Annotated in this window: 19 protein-coding genes and 1 tRNA gene; 14 read left to right on the top strand and 6 right to left on the bottom strand. The window is 37.9% G+C overall.

Features of this window, described 5'->3' with window-relative positions; translation table 11 throughout:
- The first annotated feature begins 4 nt into the window (after positions 1-4).
- Positions 5-1,171, top strand: coding sequence for a molecular chaperone DnaJ (gene dnaJ, locus AC1Z3K_RS17640; RefSeq protein WP_426082453.1), 1,167 nt, complete (start codon positions 5-7; stop codon positions 1,169-1,171).
- Positions 1,172-1,288: 117 nt separating this feature from the next.
- Here the strand turns inward: dnaJ and AC1Z3K_RS17635 are convergent, their stop codons facing one another.
- Positions 1,289-2,224 carry a helix-turn-helix transcriptional regulator gene (locus AC1Z3K_RS17635; protein WP_426082454.1) on the bottom strand — a complete coding sequence of 312 codons (936 nt, stop codon included), beginning with the start codon at positions 2,222-2,224 and terminating at the stop codon, positions 1,289-1,291.
- Between the two features lie 251 nt (positions 2,225-2,475).
- On the opposite strand from AC1Z3K_RS17635, the gene AC1Z3K_RS17630 reads away from it, so the two are divergent.
- From AC1Z3K_RS17630 to AC1Z3K_RS17610, 5 genes are all read left to right on the top strand, one after another.
- Positions 2,476-2,898: a pyridoxamine 5'-phosphate oxidase family protein gene (locus AC1Z3K_RS17630; RefSeq protein ID WP_426082455.1), complete on the top strand. Its 423-nt coding sequence runs from the start codon at positions 2,476-2,478 to the stop codon at positions 2,896-2,898.
- A 12-nt stretch (positions 2,899-2,910) separates the two neighbouring features.
- Positions 2,911-3,318: an EVE domain-containing protein gene (locus AC1Z3K_RS17625; protein WP_461733462.1), complete on the top strand. Its 408-nt coding sequence runs from the start codon at positions 2,911-2,913 to the stop codon at positions 3,316-3,318.
- Positions 3,319-3,615: 297 nt separating this feature from the next.
- On the top strand, positions 3,616-4,350 hold the full coding sequence (locus AC1Z3K_RS17620) for a metallophosphoesterase (RefSeq protein WP_426082457.1): 735 nt from the start codon (positions 3,616-3,618) through the stop codon (positions 4,348-4,350).
- Between the two features lie 203 nt (positions 4,351-4,553).
- On the top strand, positions 4,554-6,743 hold the full coding sequence (locus AC1Z3K_RS17615) for a Tex family protein (RefSeq protein ID WP_426082458.1): 2,190 nt from the start codon (positions 4,554-4,556) through the stop codon (positions 6,741-6,743).
- Positions 6,740-7,216 (top strand): SprT family protein, encoded by a 477-nt coding sequence (locus AC1Z3K_RS17610; RefSeq protein ID WP_426082459.1) that lies wholly within the window; start codon positions 6,740-6,742, stop codon positions 7,214-7,216. Before AC1Z3K_RS17615 ends, AC1Z3K_RS17610 begins: the two co-directional genes overlap by 4 nt.
- Positions 7,217-7,455: 239 nt before the next feature.
- Here the strand turns inward: AC1Z3K_RS17610 and AC1Z3K_RS17605 are convergent, their stop codons facing one another.
- A complete protein-coding gene (locus AC1Z3K_RS17605; protein WP_461733461.1) occupies positions 7,456-8,364 on the bottom strand; it encodes a WaaS/CpsH family glycosyltransferase in 909 nt (302 codons plus the stop codon).
- Positions 8,365-8,660: 296 nt separating this feature from the next.
- Positions 8,661-9,650: a helix-turn-helix transcriptional regulator gene (locus AC1Z3K_RS17600; RefSeq protein ID WP_426082461.1), complete on the bottom strand. Its 990-nt coding sequence runs from the start codon at positions 9,648-9,650 to the stop codon at positions 8,661-8,663.
- Positions 9,651-9,996: 346 nt separating this feature from the next.
- Between AC1Z3K_RS17600 and ptcA the strand changes: the two genes are divergently transcribed.
- The 5 genes from ptcA (at position 9,997) to AC1Z3K_RS17575 (ending at position 15,531) form a co-directional block, all read left to right on the top strand.
- Positions 9,997-11,016 carry a putrescine carbamoyltransferase gene (gene ptcA / locus AC1Z3K_RS17595; protein ID WP_426082462.1) on the top strand — a complete coding sequence of 340 codons (1,020 nt, stop codon included), beginning with the start codon at positions 9,997-9,999 and terminating at the stop codon, positions 11,014-11,016.
- 130 nt (positions 11,017-11,146) lie between these two features.
- A complete protein-coding gene (locus tag AC1Z3K_RS17590) occupies positions 11,147-12,508 on the top strand; it encodes an APC family permease (RefSeq protein ID WP_426082463.1) in 1,362 nt (453 codons plus the stop codon).
- Positions 12,509-12,528: 20 nt separating this feature from the next.
- The gene (aguA, locus tag AC1Z3K_RS17585; protein WP_461733460.1) at positions 12,529-13,626 is read left to right on the top strand and encodes an agmatine deiminase; all 1,098 of its coding nucleotides are present in this window, start codon (positions 12,529-12,531) and stop codon (positions 13,624-13,626) included.
- A gap of 18 nt (positions 13,627-13,644) precedes the next feature.
- The gene (gene arcC, locus AC1Z3K_RS17580; protein ID WP_426082465.1) at positions 13,645-14,583 is read left to right on the top strand and encodes a carbamate kinase; all 939 of its coding nucleotides are present in this window, start codon (positions 13,645-13,647) and stop codon (positions 14,581-14,583) included.
- 402 nt (positions 14,584-14,985) lie between these two features.
- Positions 14,986-15,531, top strand: a complete 546-nt coding sequence (locus AC1Z3K_RS17575) for a hypothetical protein (RefSeq protein WP_461733459.1) — start codon at positions 14,986-14,988, stop codon at positions 15,529-15,531.
- 173 nt (positions 15,532-15,704) lie between these two features.
- Here AC1Z3K_RS17575 and AC1Z3K_RS17570 read toward each other — a convergent pair whose 3' ends face one another.
- Positions 15,705-15,968, bottom strand: coding sequence for a hypothetical protein (locus tag AC1Z3K_RS17570; protein ID WP_461733458.1), 264 nt, complete (start codon positions 15,966-15,968; stop codon positions 15,705-15,707).
- 210 nt (positions 15,969-16,178) lie between these two features.
- Between AC1Z3K_RS17570 and AC1Z3K_RS17565 the strand changes: the two genes are divergently transcribed.
- Positions 16,179-16,261: transfer RNA gene (locus tag AC1Z3K_RS17565), tRNA-Leu, on the top strand.
- A gap of 110 nt (positions 16,262-16,371) precedes the next feature.
- On the opposite strand, the gene AC1Z3K_RS17560 is transcribed toward AC1Z3K_RS17565, so the two are convergent.
- Positions 16,372-17,103 carry a hypothetical protein gene (locus AC1Z3K_RS17560; protein WP_461733457.1) on the bottom strand — a complete coding sequence of 244 codons (732 nt, stop codon included), beginning with the start codon at positions 17,101-17,103 and terminating at the stop codon, positions 16,372-16,374.
- A gap of 565 nt (positions 17,104-17,668) precedes the next feature.
- On the opposite strand from AC1Z3K_RS17560, the gene AC1Z3K_RS17555 reads away from it, so the two are divergent.
- Positions 17,669-18,058 carry a hypothetical protein gene (locus AC1Z3K_RS17555; RefSeq protein WP_461733456.1) on the top strand — a complete coding sequence of 130 codons (390 nt, stop codon included), beginning with the start codon at positions 17,669-17,671 and terminating at the stop codon, positions 18,056-18,058.
- 438 nt (positions 18,059-18,496) lie between these two features.
- The gene (locus AC1Z3K_RS17550) at positions 18,497-18,637 is read left to right on the top strand and encodes a hypothetical protein (protein ID WP_426082471.1); all 141 of its coding nucleotides are present in this window, start codon (positions 18,497-18,499) and stop codon (positions 18,635-18,637) included.
- Between the two features lie 128 nt (positions 18,638-18,765).
- On the opposite strand, the gene AC1Z3K_RS17545 is transcribed toward AC1Z3K_RS17550, so the two are convergent.
- The gene (locus AC1Z3K_RS17545; RefSeq protein ID WP_426082473.1) at positions 18,766-19,104 is read right to left on the bottom strand and encodes a hypothetical protein; all 339 of its coding nucleotides are present in this window, start codon (positions 19,102-19,104) and stop codon (positions 18,766-18,768) included.
- Positions 19,105-19,200: the final 96 nt, after the last annotated feature.

Raw genomic sequence — 19,200 nt, 5'->3', positions numbered from 1 at the left:
ACCAATGGCTACAAAACGAGATTATTATGAGGTACTGGGGCTGTCTAAAGGGGCTTCAGATGATGAAATAAAAAAAGCGTACCGTAAACTATCTAAGCAGTATCACCCAGATATTAATAAGGAAGCAGATGCCGAAGATAAGTTTAAAGAAATTTCTGAAGCATATGAGGTTTTAAGCGACCCTCAAAAGAAAGCGGCGTATGATCAATATGGTCATGCAGGTACTGACCCGAATTATGGCGGTGCCGGCGGCTTTGGTGGTTTTGGCGGCGGTGGCTTCAGCGGCAGCAGCTTTGGCGGATTTGAAGATATCTTCGATTCATTCTTTGGCGGCGGTGGTGGACGTACTGTTGATCCGACTGCACCAAGACAAGGATCGGATCTTCAATATACCATTCAGTTAAAATTTGAAGAAGCGATTTTCGGTATAGAAAAAGAAATCAAATATAAACGTGAAGATGTTTGCGGCACTTGTCATGGGAATGGGGCTAAGCCGGGAACGCAACCGGAAACCTGTCATAAATGTCATGGCTCTGGTTCAATCAATGTAGAACGTCAAACTCCATTAGGACGAGTTATGAGCCGTCAAACATGTGATGTCTGTCGTGGAACCGGAAAAGAAATTAAGGACCCATGTCCAACCTGTCATGGCTCTGGACATGAGAAGAAAGCACATCACGTGAAGGTTAAAGTTCCTGCTGGCGTGGAAGATGGTCAACAAATGCGCCTGGCTAATCAGGGAGAAGCTGGAATGAATGGCGGACCGTATGGCGATTTGTACGTTGTCTTTCATGTGGAGGAAAGTAATATTTTCGACAGGGATGGTGCTGAAATTTACTATGAAATGCCGCTAAGCTTTGTGCAGGCTGCACTAGGTGATGAGGTACAGGTACCTACTGTTCATGGAGATGTGAAACTAAAAATTCCTGCCGGTACACAAACTGGAACCAACTTCCGCTTACGTGGAAAAGGAGCACCTCGTTTACGAGGCGGAGCAAATGGCGATCAGCATGTGAAGGTGAAACTAATTACACCAAAAAATCTTAGTGAGGAACAACGGAATGCACTTCGTTCTTTCGCTAAGGCAGGCGGACAAGAAATTAGTGAGCAGCAAGAAGAAGGTTTTTTCGATAAAATGAAAGATGCTTTTGGCGGTAAGAAAAAGAAATAGTTGAATAAATCGAAGAGAGACAGCTTCTATCAATAGAGTACTGGTTAAAAATTAAGAGCTGTACTGGATTGTCAATTTGACAACTAGTACAGCTCTTTTTTTATAATTAGAACAGTCTTATTCATACTGTGTCAGCATTTGTCGGACACGCTGAGCAAGTTCTTCACGAACAAATGCGGGACCGTGACATATACATCGATTGCCAAAGCCTAAAAGGAGATGATAGCCAAAATCATCGGGTATAAAATAAGGAAAGGTAACATCAAAGTAATCACTATTCTTTTTTTTGTTGAATATTAAATCAGGAAATCGCTCTAGAAGCTGGTCCTTTACAGAGTAGTCAACTTCAAGAAAAATTGTAGTAAAGTCTGCTTCTTTAATGGTATTTTTGCCCAGTGCAGCAGGAGGAGCAGCTCTCGGGACAAAGGTATCCTCTGTTACAATAACATTTTTCATTCTGGATAGTTTAAAGATACGGAAATCCTGTTTTTCCAAACAATATGCTTGTGTGTACCAGCTGGCTTCTTTCAGAATCAACCGATAGGGCTCTAATTTTCTTGTAGAGTACTGACCAGATCTATTCTCATAAGCAATAGACAAAATTTGATTTTTGTCTAGACATAGTTGGATAGCTTCGATGGTATTACGGGAAAGTTCTCCTCGGATCCAAGGAGTTAAATCAATAATCAGCTGATCGGTTTTCAGTGCAATTTCCTCTTCCATTTTTTGCGGAATCAATGATTTTAACTTTTCAAGAGTGTATTGTGTTTGCTTCATATTGATGTGGTTATTCAAGCTGGCTAGGCTAATCATGAGAGAAACCAGCTCAGAAGAAGTAAAGAAGCGCTGATCGATTTTGTAGTTTTCCATTATTCGAATTCCGCCTTTGCTGCCGGGAATTGTTGTTATGGGGATTCCCGCTTGTCCCAAAGAGTCAACATCTCGATAGATAGTTCGAACAGAGACCTCAAAGCGTTCTGCTAATTTAGGTGCACTGATTTGTTTTTGTTCCAGCAGCAACATAGTGATTGCCAGCAGACGTTCATTTTTCATCTTTTTTCACACTCCTCAATTAAAATAATAGAACCCTGACAAATAGTTGTCAAGGTTTGTTTGATAAACTAAATTTGTACTAGGATATGTTTGAAAAAAAGTTTAGCAGTAAATGTTTTGTGTAGGAAAAAGCAGCAGATGACAGAGCTAAAGGAAGTCGATGCATCATACAAATTACTTCTGTTTTAGTAAAATCTACTAGCCCCAAATTTCAAATAAGTCCTAGAGAATAAGCTTATGGAGGCGGAAAAATGAAAGTCAGAGAAAAATATGAAGAAATGATGGAAACTCAAATGGAGATTGCTTTAGCAACAAGTGTTTATGGACAGCCAAATGTTCGAATCGTTAATTTTCTTTATGATTCAGAACGCAAGGTCGTTTATTTTTCCACATTTAAGGAAAGTGACAAGGTAAAAGAAATCGAAAAAAATCCTAAAGTTGCTTTTACCACAGTTGTCACGGGAGAAGAAAACAATCACATACGGGTATTAGAGGGACACGCTGAAAAGAGTGAATACTCACTGCTTGATCTGGCTGAGCAATGGGTAGCTAAGATGCCGTTTTATCAAGAAATTATCGATATGGGAACAGCACAGCTGGATGTGTATGAAATTTCATTTGAAAAGGCAACCGTCATCCAAGGAATGATGGCACGGGAGGATATTGCTGTTTAGGAGGAAAAATCAATGAGGTACTGGCTAGGAGTAGCATCGAAGGAGCACGTGGAGATTGGTGTGGCAGGAGGATTCAGTCAGCTGTGTCACGGAAAACAAGCCCCGTTAAATAGAATGAAGGAAGGGGATTGGCTGATTTATTATGCACCTAAGGAAAGCTTGAAACGAAATGAACCTTGTCAGAAGTTTATTGCGGTAGGTACCATAAAAGCCGGCTGTGCTTATCAGGTAGAGATGAAGCCGAATTTTTTCCCGTTTCGAAAAAATGTCTCTTATTTACCCAATCCGTATCCAGTTTCACTTCAAGCAGTTAGTGACTATCCTTTGTGGTCTGAGTACCGTTCTAAACTGCGTTTGGGTCATTTAGAAATACCGCAAGAATTATTTGAATATATTACTTTTCATATGTTTGAAGCATAAGCAGAAGGTTCAAACAGCTCGTACAAACAGCTAAAAAGATGCCGGACGATACTGAAAATAACTCTTCATATTTTCAGTATCGCCGGTTTATTTCCGAAGAGGCAGCTTTTAGACCACCGGTTATTCGATTTTTAGGAGTAGAAAGAGTTAAAAATTTCTTTATGTCCTACTTCCCTTTTCGATAAATAACCAACGTTATTTTTTTGTGGTCATTTTACCTAAAACAATGATTTTTTAGGAGTTTCTGAGGTATACTATAAATAGAAAAAGTTTTTCCAAGGTTTAGGAGGAAAGATCATGAAGAAATATGTTTATGCAATCAGTGATATTCATGGAGAATTTGACTTATTTGAACAGCTGATCAATTACTATGACGATAGAAGGCATCAGCTGGTCTTGATTGGTGACCTAAATGACCGCGGAAAAAAGAGTAAAGAAAGTTTTTTACTTGGAAAAAGACTTGTAGAAGAATATGGGGCTGTTTATCTTCGGGGAAACCATGAGGAATATTTCCTTCAATTTTTACAAAATCCGGAAGACTGGTATCAAGGGTATGTTCGCAATGGAGGCAAAGAAACGATTGATAGTCTTCTTCATACAGGCGCTACAGAAGAATATTCTCCAACAGAAATCGCGCTGATGATTCGTAGTCGTTATGCCGATTTAGTAGACTTTTTAGTGAAGCGTCCCCTTTACTATGAATGGCGGAATTATGTTTTTGTTCATGCTGGCGTTGATTTAACAAAAAAAGACTGGCATCAGACCAGTCCTCGGGACTTTATCTGGATTAGAGATGCTTTCCATCGAGGTAAAAATAAGACTGGCCGGACGATTGTTTTCGGTCATACAATTACACCCATGCTTCACGGAGATATGCAGACGACAGATTTATGGATTTCAGATAACAAAATTGGGATTGACGGCGGAGCCGTTTTCGGCGGTTCTGTTCATGGAGTAATCTTTGATGAGGATGGCATTGTTCAGGATATAGAATATCAGAACATGCACGGACCGTGGCAGCCGGAATTTTAAAAAAGTAGAGCAGCAGGTAAAGATATGGAAGGATGGCTAAGTAAAGAGCTGTCTTCACCAATACTTATCGGAGCTGCTTTTTTGTGTCGTGTATATCTTTCACATGTCAGGTATAGACAAGTCAGTTATGCATCTGGGTTTCTACAAAAAACTGGCAGGATGTGCTAAAATAGATAGGTATGCTAAAGAAAGAGGTTGAAACAATGACTGATAGTTACAATCAGAAAATAGTAGAATTACTCCAAAAAGAATTAACAGAATATCGCCCAAAACAAATGATTACAGTACTGACTTTATTGGGTGAAGGAAATACAGTCCCGTTTATTGCCCGCTACCGTAAAGAGATGACGGGAAGTCTAGATGAAGTACAAATTAGAGAAATAGAAGAACGCTACGGCTACTTGGAAAATCTGGAAAAAAGAAAAGAAGAAGTTGTACGAATCATTGAAGAACAGGGAAAATTAACAGAAGAGCTGAAAAAAGAAATCCTTGCTTCTGCAAAAATGCAGCAGGTAGAAGACCTCTATCGTCCATATAAGCAAAAACGGCGGACCAAAGCAACAATTGCAAAAGAAAAAGGGCTGGAGCCGTTGGCAGATTGGCTGGCTCAACTGCCTGAAGCCGGGGATGTTTCTGCCGAAGCCGAGAAGTATACTGACAGCGGTAAGGAAGTAGCATCAGTTGCTGACGCATTGGCTGGCGCACATGAAATCCTGGCTGAACGAATTAGTGACGAAGCCAAATTCCGTAAATGGATTCGTGATTTTACTTTCAATAAAGGACAATACACGAGTACAGTTAAGAACGGTGATAAAGATGAAAAAGCTGTTTATGAGATGTACTATGACTTTTCAGAACCGGTAAGTAAGATGGTCTCTCATCGAATTTTGGCTACAAACCGTGGAGAAAAAGAGGATATCTTAAAAGTATCTCTGCTTGTAGAAGAAGAGAAGATTAATGATTATTTTAACAGACAGCTGATTGGTAAAAAGCAGAACTCGGTTGCCGCGTCAGCGATTATCGCAGCTTATACAGATAGTTATAAACGGTTTATTGGACCAGCAATTGAGCGGGAAATCCGCAATCAGCTGACTGAAATGGCTGATGAGCAAGCCATCCGTATTTTTGGCGAAAATCTACGCAATTTACTACTGCAGCCGCCGCTAAAAGGCAAAGTAGTGATGGGCTTTGACCCTGCTTATCGCACAGGATGTAAGCTGGCAGTCGTGGATGCTACAGGAAAGGTGCTGGCTATTGATGTCATTTATCCGCATAAACCAGCGTCTGGTGAAAAACGAGCTGCAGCAGGCCCGGCTTTTCAAAAGCTAATTGAAAAATATGGTGTAGAGATGGTTGCGATTGGTAATGGTACAGCCAGCCGGGAATCAGAACAGTTTGTTGCTGAACATCTGAAAAAACTGCCGCGGGATATCTATTATGTTATCGTAAACGAAGCAGGTGCTTCCGTATATTCTGCCAGTGAGGTAGCTCGAACAGAATTTCCTAATCTTCAGGTTGAAGAGCGAAGTGCAGTCAGTATTGCCCGCCGTTTACAGGACCCATTGGCAGAGCTGGTAAAAATTGATCCTAAAGCCGTTGGTGTGGGACAATATCAACATGATGTTTCTCAAAAAAGATTGGCTGAACAGCTGGCGTTTGTCGTTGAAACAGCGGTAAATCAGGTTGGTGTAGATGTGAATACGGCGAGTCCGCAGCTGCTGCAGTATATTTCTGGTCTGAATAAAACAACAGCTCAGAATTTGGTAACCTATCGGGATGAGAATGGCGCATTCACTGCTAGAAATCAAATAAAAAAGGTTCCTCGCTTAGGACCGAAAGCCTATGAACAGGCTATCGGCTTTTTACGAATTCCGGATGGGAAAAATGTTCTTGATAATACAGGTATTCACCCAGAAAGCTATGATACGGCGAAAGCTATTCTTGCAAAAGCTGATGTTGAACTGAAAACTCTGGGAACCGCTGAAGCAACAGAAAAAATTAAAACGCTGAAAGCACAGCAGTTGGAAGCAGAGCTATCTGTCGGGCTTGAGACGTTAAAAGATATTTTAGCATCGCTGCAGCAGCCAGGAAGAGATATGCGGGATGAGATGAGCGCCCCTCTTTTAAGAAAAGATGTACTTTCTATGGAGGATTTGAAGCCGGGGATGGAGCTTGAAGGAACCGTTCGAAATGTGATTGATTTTGGTGCTTTCGTAGATATTGGCGTAAAGCAGGATGGCTTGGTTCATATTTCCAAACTGAGCAATCGTTTTGTTAAGCATCCAACAGATGTAGTAGCTGTTGGAGATGTAGTGACTGTCTGGGTAGAAGCAATTGATGTAGCAAAAGGACGAATTAGTCTGACGATGCTGCCAAAAGGAAACGACAAGTGAGCCAATTATTAGCAGAGCTGAGCGCACCAGAAACAGATGGAGAGCTGCAGCAGCTGGTATCGCAGGTATCGCAGGAATTTTTTCAAAAGCCGTTTCTTCATAAAGCGTATTTCAATAGTCGCTTGAAAACAACCGGAGGCCGCTACCATTTAAGCACTCACGACATTGATTTTAATCCCAAAGTATTGGAAAAATATGGATTGGCAGAATTGATCGGCGTGATTAAGCATGAATTATGCCACTATCATCTTCATATAGAGGGTAGAGGCTATCAACATAAAGATCCTGAGTTTAAAAAGTTGCTTGCTGTTACTGGTGGGAGCCGATATGTGCAGTCACTGGTTGATGAGCAGCAGTTTCAGGTTTATCGATGTACGAGCTGTGGTGGAGTAATCAAACGAAAACGAAAGATAAATACTCAGCGCTATGTCTGTGGAAATTGTCGGGGTACATTGAAATGGATAGGGAAATAGAAAGTAAGAAGAATATAACTTTTTTGTCAAATAAAACAAAAAAGATTTATGGCTAAAAAACAGGCAAGAAATCCCGTAAATACTCTTCAAATTTTAGGGAATGTCTGCTTGTTTTTGAAAGAGCTGTTCCTGTAATTATTTGCCGTAGTTTAGTATAAGAATTTACTTCTGTCTTGTTGCTTATCCTGTAAAGAGCGCACCAAAACGAACTATCTGTTTTGGTGTGCTCTTTTTGTCTGCTATTCAGCGTAATGGTAATCGAAAAGCTGCGGTCGGTACTCTAGTTCTTCAAAGATAGCGGAATCCTCTGCAAGAAACCGCTGTGCCCATTGACTATGGTCATAAAAATCTAAGAACGTATCATTTTCTGCAAGGTATGGTGTTTCAAGAAAGTCCGGGAGATCGGTGAAATTGTCATAGCCAATAATAAATATATTGGCAGGGTTGTAAAAGTGGTAGTAACGGATTTTTTTATTAGTTGTAAGTAACTTCTTTTTGAAGTAGATAGACTCAAGGGAGCGTAATGTGATACCAGTTTGCCCAGGTCGCATAATCTCTAAAATACTCTTACTTTGAGCAGTCAGGATCAGATAATCAGGATAGGAGAGATAGCCTTTTTGGTCGTTTCCTTTTCCTTCCAATATGAAAAAACGACTATGTAAGCGTAGGTAGTTAAAGATTTCCAAAAGATAGTGCGCCTGTTTTCCACGGCCATTATTAGAAGCACCAAAAAAGATATCATGATTCACGGGCTCTTTCGGCAGCTGCATGTGCTTCGAGTAAAAGCTTGAATTATGTTTTAATGAGAAATTCTGAGCTTCCAGAGGATCAAAGCTGTAGATGTCGTCGATGATTTGATCTGATTGTGTTTGTTGAAGCATGGTGATTTTTTCTTCAGTAAGGTGATTCCAGAAGAAAAGGACCAGTTTGGCATTTGTTAATGGACGAACCAGCTTGGCCATGACTGGTTCAAAGCCGTTATCAAGAAAAATAATCAGACAATACTGAGAGAGTTTGTTTTCCAAGCTTTTTTTATCCAAAGGAATGCGAAGTAGCTGATGGCCTGAAATGACATCGATATCAGTTAGCGTATCAAAAAAATACAAATGTTCATCTTTAGCAACTAACAAGGTTGTTTGCTCATGCATGATTTTCTCCCCACTTTCCATATAATGCTGGTTTTGATTATAGTAGCATGTTCTAGATAATTTCCCATCTGATTTGCTCACAACTGATTGGAAAGAGCAGCTTCAAAAAATTGGAATGAGCATATTTTATTAGTAAAAAACCAGCAGGCTATTTCAAAATAAAAAATTGTACCGACCCCAAAAGTTAGACCAAAAATCTAACGTTTGGAGGTCGGTACAATTCTCTGCTTTTTCGTTCCAAGCTCTTCATTTTTATTCAGTTTTTTCTTGCCAACATAATTTGCTGCAGACTCCTTTTAAAAGGAAGGATGTTTCTGCTGCTGATTCAGCGGAGAGAGTGTATTGCTTTGATCTGCTGTAAATGCTTCGTATAAGCTAAATATCTGATTTCTTTTTTTGATGTTTAGTTTAATAAAAATATTGTGGACATGGGTTTTGACTGTGCCGATAGAGAGAAAAATTTCATCGGCGATTTCCTGATTCTGTTTATGAGCAAGTAACAGGGTGAAAATTTCTTTTTCCCGTTGTGTAAGAGCGTAATGACAGCAAAAATTTTCAAATAGAACGGCTTCATTATTTTGTTCAGGCTCTTCAACTGCCACAGGTTTCTGACTGTCATGGAGGAAGAACTTCATCATTAACACGCAAATAAGGATTGAGAAAATATCTTCACAAACGTTTCGATTGTTGATTTTAATCGATAGGGAGGTGTATTGATCCAGGTTAAAGATGACGTAGGTGTCTTCAAGTAAAATCAGAATCCCGCCAATTAGAGAAGCAAGTGCAGCCCACTTCAAATAGTAAGCACTGTTAGTAGATAATTCAGCCGAATGTCTGCGCCACTTCATCCAGGCAAAGAGCCCCATGTAAATCATGAGTAGTTGATTAGGCAGATAGTAAAGCCAGATTTTAAAAGCAGAGTTAGGCAGAAGCGGAACACTTAAGAGCCAAACAGCCATCATAATTAAGAGTAGGTAGTGAATCATTTTGAGTTTTTCATTTAAAAGTGTTGTGATGATTAAAAATGAGCAATAAGCGTTTGCCAAATAAATAATGGTTTTAGCAGCAGGAATACTCATAAAGGTTTGATTGTAGCTGGAGGCAAAGGAGTTAATAAACTCTGTCATATAAATAATGACATTATCAAAAATAAAAAATAGCAGAAAAATAGTTAGTACCATGTAGATTTTCTTTTTTTCTTTCATGTAAAAGCTAATAGAAAGAGACATGGCGAGCGCATATAGGACAATCAATAAGATATTATAGATAAAAATAGATATCATCATGAAGAAACCCCTTTCATTTTTTTCGAATGATAACGATTTGTGTATAGTAGACAGCAAAATAAAATGATCGAAAATAAATAAAAAATGACTAAGTAAAGCATAAGGTTCTATTTCTTCTTTGCGCTTAAATTATAACATTTTTTCAAAGGTTTATTCATAAAACTTGCTAAACTTTTCATCTAAACTTTTCTAAACCCTTGATAAACCTACATTTTCTGAATGTTTAAATACTTAGGTAGGGACAAAATGATAGCGTTTACATCCGTTGGTTTATCGTAAACTTGTTTTTTAAAGTTTATAGTTTGGAGTGTAAAAAGCACAAAGGAAAAATGAGGAGGAAACAAACATGTCAAAAAAAGATTTTATTACAACTGAAAATTATACGAAAGGAGAAATTACTGAAATTGTAGATCTTTCATTAAAAATTAAAGCATGTATCAAAAACGGTTATTATCCTCAACTATTAAAAAATAAATCACTTGGAATGATTTTCCAGCAAAGCTCTACTCGTACACGTGTATCTTTTGAAACAGCGATGACACAATTAGGTGGTCATGCTCAATACCTAGCACCTGGTCAGATTCAACTGGGCGGACATGAAACAATAGAAGATACTAGTCGTGTTCTTTCAAGATTAGTAGATATTATCATGGCTCGTGTTGACCGTCATCATAGTGTAGATGATTTAGCTACTCATGCCACAATACCTGTAATCAACGCAATGTCAGATTATAATCACCCAACACAAGAATTAGGTGATTTATGTACAATGATTGAACATTTGCCGGAAGGTAAAAAGATTGAAGACTGCAAAGTTGTTTTCGTAGGGGATGCTACTCAGGTATGTTTCTCTCTTGGTTTGATTGCTACTAAAATGGGAATGAATTTTGTTCATTTTGGACCTAAAGGGTACCAATTAAATGAAGACCATCAGGCTAAACTGACAAAAAATTGTGAAGTTTCAGGAGGAAGCTTCTTAATCACTGATAATGAAGATGATATTATGGGAGCTGATTTTCTATATACAGACGTTTGGTATGGTCTTTATGATGCTGAGCTTTCTGAAGAAGAACGTTTAGCTATTTTCTATCCAAAATATCAGGTGACTGCCGACATGTTGAAAAAAGCAGGAGAAAATTGTAAATTTATGCACTGCCTGCCTGCTTCAAGAGGTGAAGAAGTAACAGATGAAGTGATGGACGGACCAAACTCTATCTGTTTTGATGAAGCAGAAAATCGTTTAACCTCAATTCGCGGTTTACTAGTTTATCTATTAGGCAAGCATGACGAAAGAAATCCGATTGATATCAAAAAACAAGCGGATGCAAAAGCAGCACTGGAAGTATTTTTAGGTAAACCATTGTAAAAAATGCTATCGGAGTATTCAGAGAAAACAGCTTAGGAACATTCTTCTGAGAAGTATATTCGTTGACGGGAGGGAAAGTTAAGCTGTTTTCCCTCCTACTTCCATACACCCAAAAGAAAGGATGTTAAACATGGAAGCAAAACGAAAAAAGTTTAGTCTATTCAGCGCCATACTTTCTGTAATATGTGTGGTGTTTGTGGCAGAAGCGGCCGCACCAGTAGCTGCAATTGGGAATTCGCAGTTTTTTTGGTGGATTTTTCTATTAATTGCCTTTTTACTCCCTTATGGTCTAATTTCATCTGAGCTTGGAACTACTTATATTGGCGATGGGGGAATCTATGATTGGGTGACAAAGGCTTACGGTCACCGCTGGGGCTCTAGAGTATCCTGGTATTATTGGATTAATTATCCGCTGTGGTTAGCATCGTTAGCAGTTATGTGTCCTGAATTAATTACCACAATTACTGGTATTGAAGTATCTACAGTAGGAGCTGTTATTATTGAATTAATCTTCATCTGGTTGATTGTCTGGATTAGCTTTTACCCAGTCAGCGACAGTATCTGGATTTTGAACGGAGCAGCTGTTGTTAAAATGCTGCTGGCAGTTCTAATCGGCGGACTGGGCGTTTATGTAGCATTAACCAAAGGTGTAGCGAACGAATACTCTGTTGGTTCAATGCTGCCGAAATTTGATCTTCACAGCTTATCCTTTATCTCTGTAATCATTTTTAACCTACTAGGTTTTGAAGTAATCTGTACGTTTGCTGATGATATGGAAAATCCTAAAAAACAAATTCCTCAGTCAATTATTGCTGCAGGAATTGTAATTGCCGCGATTTATATTTTCTCAGCATTTGGTATTGGCGTAGCCATTCCGACAGAAGAAATTAGTACAAGCAGCGGTCTAATGGATAGCTTCAAGCTGCTTACAGGATCAAACTCAGGGTTTTTCATTGGCGCGATGGCTTTCCTATTCCTGTTAACACTTTTTGGCAATATGATTTCATGGTCACTTGGTGTAAATAATACGGCCTGCTATGCTGCTGAAAATGGCGATATGCCGAAATTCTTTGGTTTGAGAAGTAAGAAGAATGAAATGCCGATTGGTTCAGCAATCATGAACGGTGTCGTTGCATCAGTTGTAGTAATAATCGCACCAATATTGCCGAATCAAGATTTATTCTGGGCATTCTTCTCGTTAAATCTGGTGATGTTCTTATTATCTTATGTACCGGTTTTCCCAGCTTTCTATAAACTGAGAAAAATCGATCCAGATACACCGAGACCATTCAAGGTTGGAGGAAGCGATTTGTTCTTAAAAGTTCTAGTTGTTGTACCAATGATTCTAATTCTTATTTCTCTGGTATTTACAGCGCTGCCTCTACAATTTGATGCGGAAACACTAAATGAACAGCTGCCGATAACCATTGGCGCAATTGTTTTTGTCCTATTTGGTGAAGGAATCATTTTATTCAAGAAAATAAAAAAATAAAACGAATGGAGTAGATAGAGATGGCTAAAAGAATTGAAGGAACAACCCCTAAGCAAGACGGATTTAGAATGCCCGGTGAGTACGAACCTCAGGAAAAAGTCTGGATGATTTGGCCGGAACGTCCTGATAACTGGCGGGATGGCGGCAAACCAGTGCAAGAGGCGTTTACTGAAGTTGCTAAGGCAATCAGCCGTTTTACCCCAATGAATGTGGTTGTTTCTCAAGCACAGTTCCAGAACTGTCGCCGGCAGCTGCCGCCGGAAATTACGGTTTATGAAATGTCTAATAATGATGCTTGGGTGAGAGACTGCGGTCCGTCATTCCTAATTAACGATAAAGGTGAATTGCGTGGTGCAGATTGGGCATTTAATGCCTGGGGCGGTTTAGTAGATGGCTTGTATTTCCCTTGGGATCAAGATGATTTAGTGGCTCAGAAAATTTGTGAGATTGAACATGTGGATTCTTATCGGACACCAGATTTTGTTTTAGAAGGCGGTTCGATTCATGTAGATGGTGAAGGAACAGTTTTAACTACAGAAATGTGCTTATTGAGTGAAGGACGCAACCCTCATATGACCAAAGAAGAGATTGAAGCTAAACTTTGTGATTATCTAAACTGTGAGAAAGTTCTCTGGCTGAAGGATGGTATCGATCCTGAAGAAACCAATGGACACGTTGACGACATCGCCTGCTTTGTTGCACCGGGAGAGGTTGCCTGCATTTATACAGAAGATGAAAACAGTCCTTTCTATGCAGCTGCTCAGGATGCATATAAGCGTTTAAATGAAATGACTGATGCGAAAGGTAGAAAACTGAAGGTTCACAAAATTTGTTGTCCTGTTGAAAATGTAACAATCAAAGGCTCATTTAAGATTGATTATGTAGAAGGAACAATGCCAAGAGAAGATGGAGATATTTGTATTGCTTCTTATATGAACTTCCTGATTACAAATAATGGTGTAATCGTTCCTCAATATGGGGATGAAAATGATGCACTGGCTATTCAGCAAATTCAGGAAATATTCCCAAATCATGAAGTAGTAGGGGTTAATACAGTAGAAGTAGTGTACGGCGGTGGAAACATTCACTGTATTACACAGCAACAGCCAAAACGTTAGGAAGCAGGAGGAAAAAAGATGTCACGAATCGTTATTGCACTTGGAGGAAATGCGCTGGGAAATTCTCCAGAGGAACAGCTGGAACAAATTGAAGCATCCGCTCCTGCATTAATCAATCTAATTAAGCAGGGTCATGAAATCATTCTGAGCCATGGAAATGGTCCTCAGGTTGGGATGCTGGAAAAAGCATTGAATATGGCTGCTGATCAGGATGAATCTGTTGCTCATTTCCAGCTTCCAGAATGTACAGCAATGAGTCAGGGGTATATTGGTTTTCATTTGCAGAATAGAATTTTGAATCAGCTTCGGAAAGAAGGCATGCCTTGGAACGTAGCGACAATTGTTACTCAGGTAGAAGTAGATCCGAAAGATCCGGCGTTTGAAGCGCCAACCAAGCCGATTGGCAGCTTTTACACTGAAGAACAAGCTGAAAAGCTACAAAAAGAAAATCCGGCGTTAGTATTCAAAGAGGATTCTGGCAGAGGCTACCGCCAAATGGTTGCTTCGCCTAAGCCGATTGATATTGTAGAAAGTAATTCCATTTTGAATTTACTTAATAGTGAGTTCATCGTAATTGCTTGCGGCGGCGGCGGAATCCCGGTGGTAAAACAGGGAGACGGCGATTACAAAGGTGCGTTGGCGGTTATCGATAAGGATGCAGCTTCAGCGAAGTTGGCTGACCTGGTAGATGCTGATTACTTCTTTATCCTAACAGCTGTTGATCATGTTGCTATTCGTTTTGGACAGCCGGATCAAAAGAATCTTGAAGAAATAACAGTAGCTGAGGCCAAAGAATATATTCAGGCCGGAGAGTTTGCACCAGGCAGCATGCTGCCAAAGGTTGAAGCGGCCGTAGAATTTGCTGCTTCAAAAGCTGGTAGAACAGCAGTCATTGCTTCCTTAGAAAAAGCACCGCTCGCAATTAATGGAGAAAGTGGTACCCGTATTCGTTTATAATAGAGAACAATGTGAAAACTCCTTATGAAATGCAGAAGAAACAGTCAGTTATAGCTATGACTGTTTCTTCTGCATTATTTAGTAAGCAATGCCAATGGTGTGCAGATTTTTTATAAGCTGTCATTTTAAAGAGTAGACAAAAGTTTCTATTGAGAGTAATGAAGAAACATGAACAGCAGTGTTCATTTTATCTATCTGGTAGGTGGTAGCTTTTAGGTGTATATAAAATTGAAAATCATTTTGAGAAAATTAAAGGGATACCTATTTTTTAGATTAATTTTTGAAATTGTTAAGTTTAACGCTGATTAGTATGAAAAAATTATTGATTTTTTTCATTTATAGTAAGAAATGTCTTTTTCAATATGTTAAAATAGTTACATATTTCAAATGGGGAGGATAAAAATGAAAAGCAAAGTGTTGAATGGTGTGCTGATAGGTGCTACAGTAGTTGCGGTAATTGCTGCTATAGTATTTTTGTTTATCAGTAGTGGAGAGATAAATGGCGAAACAGCAGAGAAAGTTGCTTCAGAAAAAATAGAAGAACCAACAAAAAAAGGAACAATAGATAGTCATATCCTCCCTGAAACAGGGACAGTTGCCTATCAGGAATTTGGCGTTGATAGAGGATTGGGTGTCTTTCATTTAATCGGAAAAAACGGATCTACAGCTAATGGTGTTGTTCCAAGTATTGATTCAGATAAGGTAATTGTTGCACGTATTCATTACGAAGCGAGAGATTTCGATCCAGCACTGTCGACCTATATATATATTGACGGAGTTGAAGCTGGACAAGCACAAGTAGGGAATAAAGCATTTACTTTAATTTTAACGGAAGAGAACGGCGGACTGGTTATCGGCAGTCATAAGATTCAGCTTGTACAGTTTCCAGAAAATAAAAGAGATGCACTGGCTGTTTCAGTTAAAACTCAGCAATATGAGGTTCAATAGCAACAGAAGCCTTTTTTGTCGATTGAGTTACTTTGGAATAATTTTCAACTTGATTTTAAAACTGTGTTTGACCATAAAAATAGCGACCTCGAAAAGTTAGATTTTTAAGTCTAACCTTCGAGGTCATTTCATTTATTTTTTGTTTTTCTTTTTGCAGCAATTGAGACCGATGATTAATAGTACGGATTTTTCCTCATTTTTTGAAGAATACAATGCCCTTTAAACGTTAAACCAATTGGAAAGGTATCGCCATTTAATGAACCAAGATTTATCAATGGATTATTGCCAGTAGTGAGGACTAAAATTGCATAATCGACATCCGTATTTCGATAGTCCCAAGTAGTTTCAGTTATATGATTCTTACCATAGATTGTTTCGTTATCTAAGCTTTCTGCGTATTCCAAAACCTGTAACAGTAATTCTTTTTTCAATTCCATTGTACTCACCTCCAGTTCTTATTATAACATGTATTTAATACGTTTCGAAGCGCTTACAATCTATTGGCGAAAGAAAAAGCAGAATTTATTATACTGCTGAGGTTTTATGTCTGAATATTGACAGTGTAGAAGGTGTAATGTATTATAAAATAGCATGACAGATGACGTTTTGTATATTTTATATAAGCGAAGCAGCTGTTATCGTATTAGGCGGTCATGGCGGAATGGCAGACGCGCTGCCTTGAGGGGGCAGTGGGAGAAATCCCGTGGAAGTTCGAGTCTTCTTGGCCGCATTAATTTATTTTTTTATTTAACGCTCACTTATCAAAGCCTTTTGGCTGGGTAAGTGAGCGTTAAAATTATCTCTCCGTAAGATAACAGAGACTTACAATATTTAGTTATACTATTGAAGTAGTGTAAGTTCTAATTCTCCTTCAAGTGTGTAAATTTCACCTTGTTCAATAACTACGCCGTGATATCGTTCATCACCACCGTTATTATTTTCCCAGAAGCCATTCTCATCACTAAAAGAATTATAGCCGCTGCCGATAAAAGAAAGATCATAGGTGCCTGTTGGTAAATCTTCTCCCCCAATGTATTTACCGCCATATAAAGCGTAAACACCATCGCTGCTTTCAATTTTTTTAGTCTTAGTTAGTTTTACATCACCACTAATACTGTAGGTTAAGCCTTTTTCAATTTCAATACCGTGAATTTTTTCTCCGCCACCGTTGTTATTTTCCCAAAATCCATCATCGTTGCTGATAGAATTATAACCTTTTCCCACAAACTCTAAGTTGTAACGTCCAGTAGGAAGATAGCTATCTCCACCTTTGTATTCTCCATCAAAAAGCTCTAAATCGCCATTTGTGCTTTTGCTAGATTTCGTGTTCTCACTTGAGCTTTCTTTTGTCGACTTATAGCTTTTTTCTGATGATGAGCTGCTTTCTTCAAAATCCTCATCCTCTTCATCCTCGTCTTTTGAAGTCTCATCTGTTGAAGAATCATCGAGCTTACTTTGTAGTTTTTCAATTTTCTCTTCCAGCTCTTTTACCTTTGCACTATCCCCATTACTGCATCCGGCAAAGACCACTGCTGATAAAAGTGTTACCCCCAATAAACTAATTCTTTTCATTTTAACTCCTCTTTTCTATGGTATAATTTATGTGGATAGTTTATACAGCAATATAAATATCCAACACATCCTGTCTTTGGTTGGAGGGATGTGTTTTTTTATTTCAAGTTGGAACATAAAATTAAAAAAATAGTCATCATCTGTCCAGTACTTAATAACCTATTTAACCAGCATAGCTTATTTTCAATTTATATTGAGATGTTCCACAATAATAAAGTATAGCAAAATTTGAGAGATAAAACATCAAGTTTTTAGTCATTTAATTTCAATTTATAGTAGCTTTTTGAGCATATTTGAGAGACGGAGAATTTACAGATAATGAATATTTGATAACCAACGGAGAGCGGAGAAGTTGAACAGGGAAGAGCTAATAAATATCTATTTTGTATTCTTTCTTTTTTCTATGTGTATCATTTTTGTATTGGATTATCTGACTAATGGCTTAGCGAATGAAGCTTTAGTCTTCAATTCTGAAAAATTTATTGCTGATAAAGAGTTTTATTGACTGTTTATGTATTCCTTTTACTATTTCAAATTGTCTCACCAGATAGGTAATGTATTGCTTATGGATTTAGCCTGGCTGTTTCATAAACGTACAAAAAGCTTTTGGCTGCTAATTGTGCTTTTCTTAAGTACAATAGCAACGGGGCTAATCTTTCTTATCGTACGTTTTCCTGCTGATTTTATTATGCAGAGTTCTTCTGCCGACTTCTATGCTTGGTATAGAATGGTGATTTTCGACTATGTAAAGCTTGGAAAAAATAAATTCATTAAAGATTTATCAAGGAGACCATATATAATTAATCCATTGATTGTTGGAAATTTAGTAAGCTTGTACCGGAGCGGTTTTATCGATTATTCAGGAGTAGTTATTCATTTTATCAGCTTTGTTGTAGGAGTAATTCTTTCGGTTATTGACTTAAAATATTATCTAAGGATTTGTAAACAGATTTGAGCTTTTACTTTAAACTAATAAAAAACATATATGTTTTTTAATTTATTCTTTTTTGTCTAAATATAAATCAACAAAATTTTACGGGATAACTTGGTTGATTAGCTTTCTTTAAATAAAAGTGTCTTTTGTTTATAGAGGAGATGATTTTTTATTATAGTGGATATATTCTACTATAAGAGGGGAATAGATATAGGAACTAAGATTGAACAACTAATAAATGACTGTGATGTAATTGCACTGACGGTGAATGAAGATGCCGGATTTCCACATAGCAAAATATGTTCTGCTCCTATTGTTAAAACTAGCTATTATTCCTTAAAGTTTTATTTGGAATCAAAGGATCCAATTATTAACCATGTTTGTAGAAATCCTAAGGGATGTGTACACTGTTTTAAAATGGATACTTTTGAAAATGTTATTTTAAAAGGGGTATTCTGCTTGGAGGAACTGAGAAATTACGAGGAATTTAATGAAGTTATCGAGCGCCAACAGCAGGTACTGAAATGTCAGCAGCCAATTATTCTCGGTTTTGATACGATGAATGCAGAGATGGTTAGGAATAAACGGATTTTTAGATAGATTGTATTTATAATTAACTATTTTTAAAATCGAGTTAGATAAAAGAAATAAGTATCATTTTGTAGTGCCCCTAAAAGTTTGACTTTTTGAGGCACTACATTTCATTCAAGCTGCTCTTGTTTCTTTTATTATTGCCCTTTTAAAAATTGATAGAAGGCAATGATAATGGAAAATACAGTTAAAACAGAGACAATTAACTGAGAAACATTTGTTGCATACTCAGTTTGAGAAGGATCAATAATTCCAATAAACATAAAATAGAATGTCCAAACCAGTCCAATTCCTAAAAGTAGAAAGGTAAATAAATTAATGATGGTACTATAATCTTTCATTTTTTGTGTTAGAAAGCTGGCTCGATTCAATTCTCTTTGATTTGGACGAAGAATTTTTGAATAGATTCCCCAGATAAAGCCAACAATTAAGCCTATGGTTATACTAAATGAAATACTCAACATAAAATCTATCATACGTACTCCTTAAATTGTATTAGCAAAGTAAAAATCAGCCTAGAATCAATTAAAGTAAGAAAAATTTAATTTGTAATCTTGTTAATGCTGGTTAAA

The sequence above is a fragment of the Enterococcus sp. LJL128 genome, from assembly GCF_056924295.1.
The sequence above is the reverse complement of the archived record's forward strand: the minus strand, read 5'-3'. Positions and strand labels throughout refer to the sequence as shown.

Excerpts from the sequence above, each read along its gene's own strand:
- dnaJ (WP_426082453.1), top strand. The coding sequence starts at position 5 with ATGGCTACAAAACGAGATTATTATGAGGTACTGGGGCTGTCTAAAGGG.
- AC1Z3K_RS17635 (WP_426082454.1), bottom strand. The coding sequence starts at position 2,224 with ATGAAAAATGAACGTCTGCTGGCAATCACTATGTTGCTGCTGGAACAA.
- AC1Z3K_RS17630 (WP_426082455.1), top strand. The coding sequence starts at position 2,476 with ATGAAAGTCAGAGAAAAATATGAAGAAATGATGGAAACTCAAATGGAG.
- AC1Z3K_RS17625 (WP_461733462.1), top strand. The coding sequence starts at position 2,911 with ATGAGGTACTGGCTAGGAGTAGCATCGAAGGAGCACGTGGAGATTGGT.
- AC1Z3K_RS17620 (WP_426082457.1), top strand. The coding sequence starts at position 3,616 with ATGAAGAAATATGTTTATGCAATCAGTGATATTCATGGAGAATTTGAC.
- AC1Z3K_RS17615 (WP_426082458.1), top strand. The coding sequence starts at position 4,554 with ATGACTGATAGTTACAATCAGAAAATAGTAGAATTACTCCAAAAAGAA.
- AC1Z3K_RS17605 (WP_461733461.1), bottom strand. The coding sequence starts at position 8,364 with ATGCATGAGCAAACAACCTTGTTAGTTGCTAAAGATGAACATTTGTAT.
- AC1Z3K_RS17600 (WP_426082461.1), bottom strand. The coding sequence starts at position 9,650 with ATGATGATATCTATTTTTATCTATAATATCTTATTGATTGTCCTATAT.
- ptcA (WP_426082462.1), top strand. The coding sequence starts at position 9,997 with ATGTCAAAAAAAGATTTTATTACAACTGAAAATTATACGAAAGGAGAA.
- AC1Z3K_RS17590 (WP_426082463.1), top strand. The coding sequence starts at position 11,147 with ATGGAAGCAAAACGAAAAAAGTTTAGTCTATTCAGCGCCATACTTTCT.
- aguA (WP_461733460.1), top strand. The coding sequence starts at position 12,529 with ATGGCTAAAAGAATTGAAGGAACAACCCCTAAGCAAGACGGATTTAGA.
- arcC (WP_426082465.1), top strand. The coding sequence starts at position 13,645 with ATGTCACGAATCGTTATTGCACTTGGAGGAAATGCGCTGGGAAATTCT.
- AC1Z3K_RS17575 (WP_461733459.1), top strand. The coding sequence starts at position 14,986 with ATGAAAAGCAAAGTGTTGAATGGTGTGCTGATAGGTGCTACAGTAGTT.
- AC1Z3K_RS17570 (WP_461733458.1), bottom strand. The coding sequence starts at position 15,968 with ATGGAATTGAAAAAAGAATTACTGTTACAGGTTTTGGAATACGCAGAA.
- AC1Z3K_RS17560 (WP_461733457.1), bottom strand. The coding sequence starts at position 17,103 with ATGAAAAGAATTAGTTTATTGGGGGTAACACTTTTATCAGCAGTGGTC.
- AC1Z3K_RS17555 (WP_461733456.1), top strand. The coding sequence starts at position 17,669 with ATGGATTTAGCCTGGCTGTTTCATAAACGTACAAAAAGCTTTTGGCTG.
- AC1Z3K_RS17545 (WP_426082473.1), bottom strand. The coding sequence starts at position 19,104 with ATGATAGATTTTATGTTGAGTATTTCATTTAGTATAACCATAGGCTTA.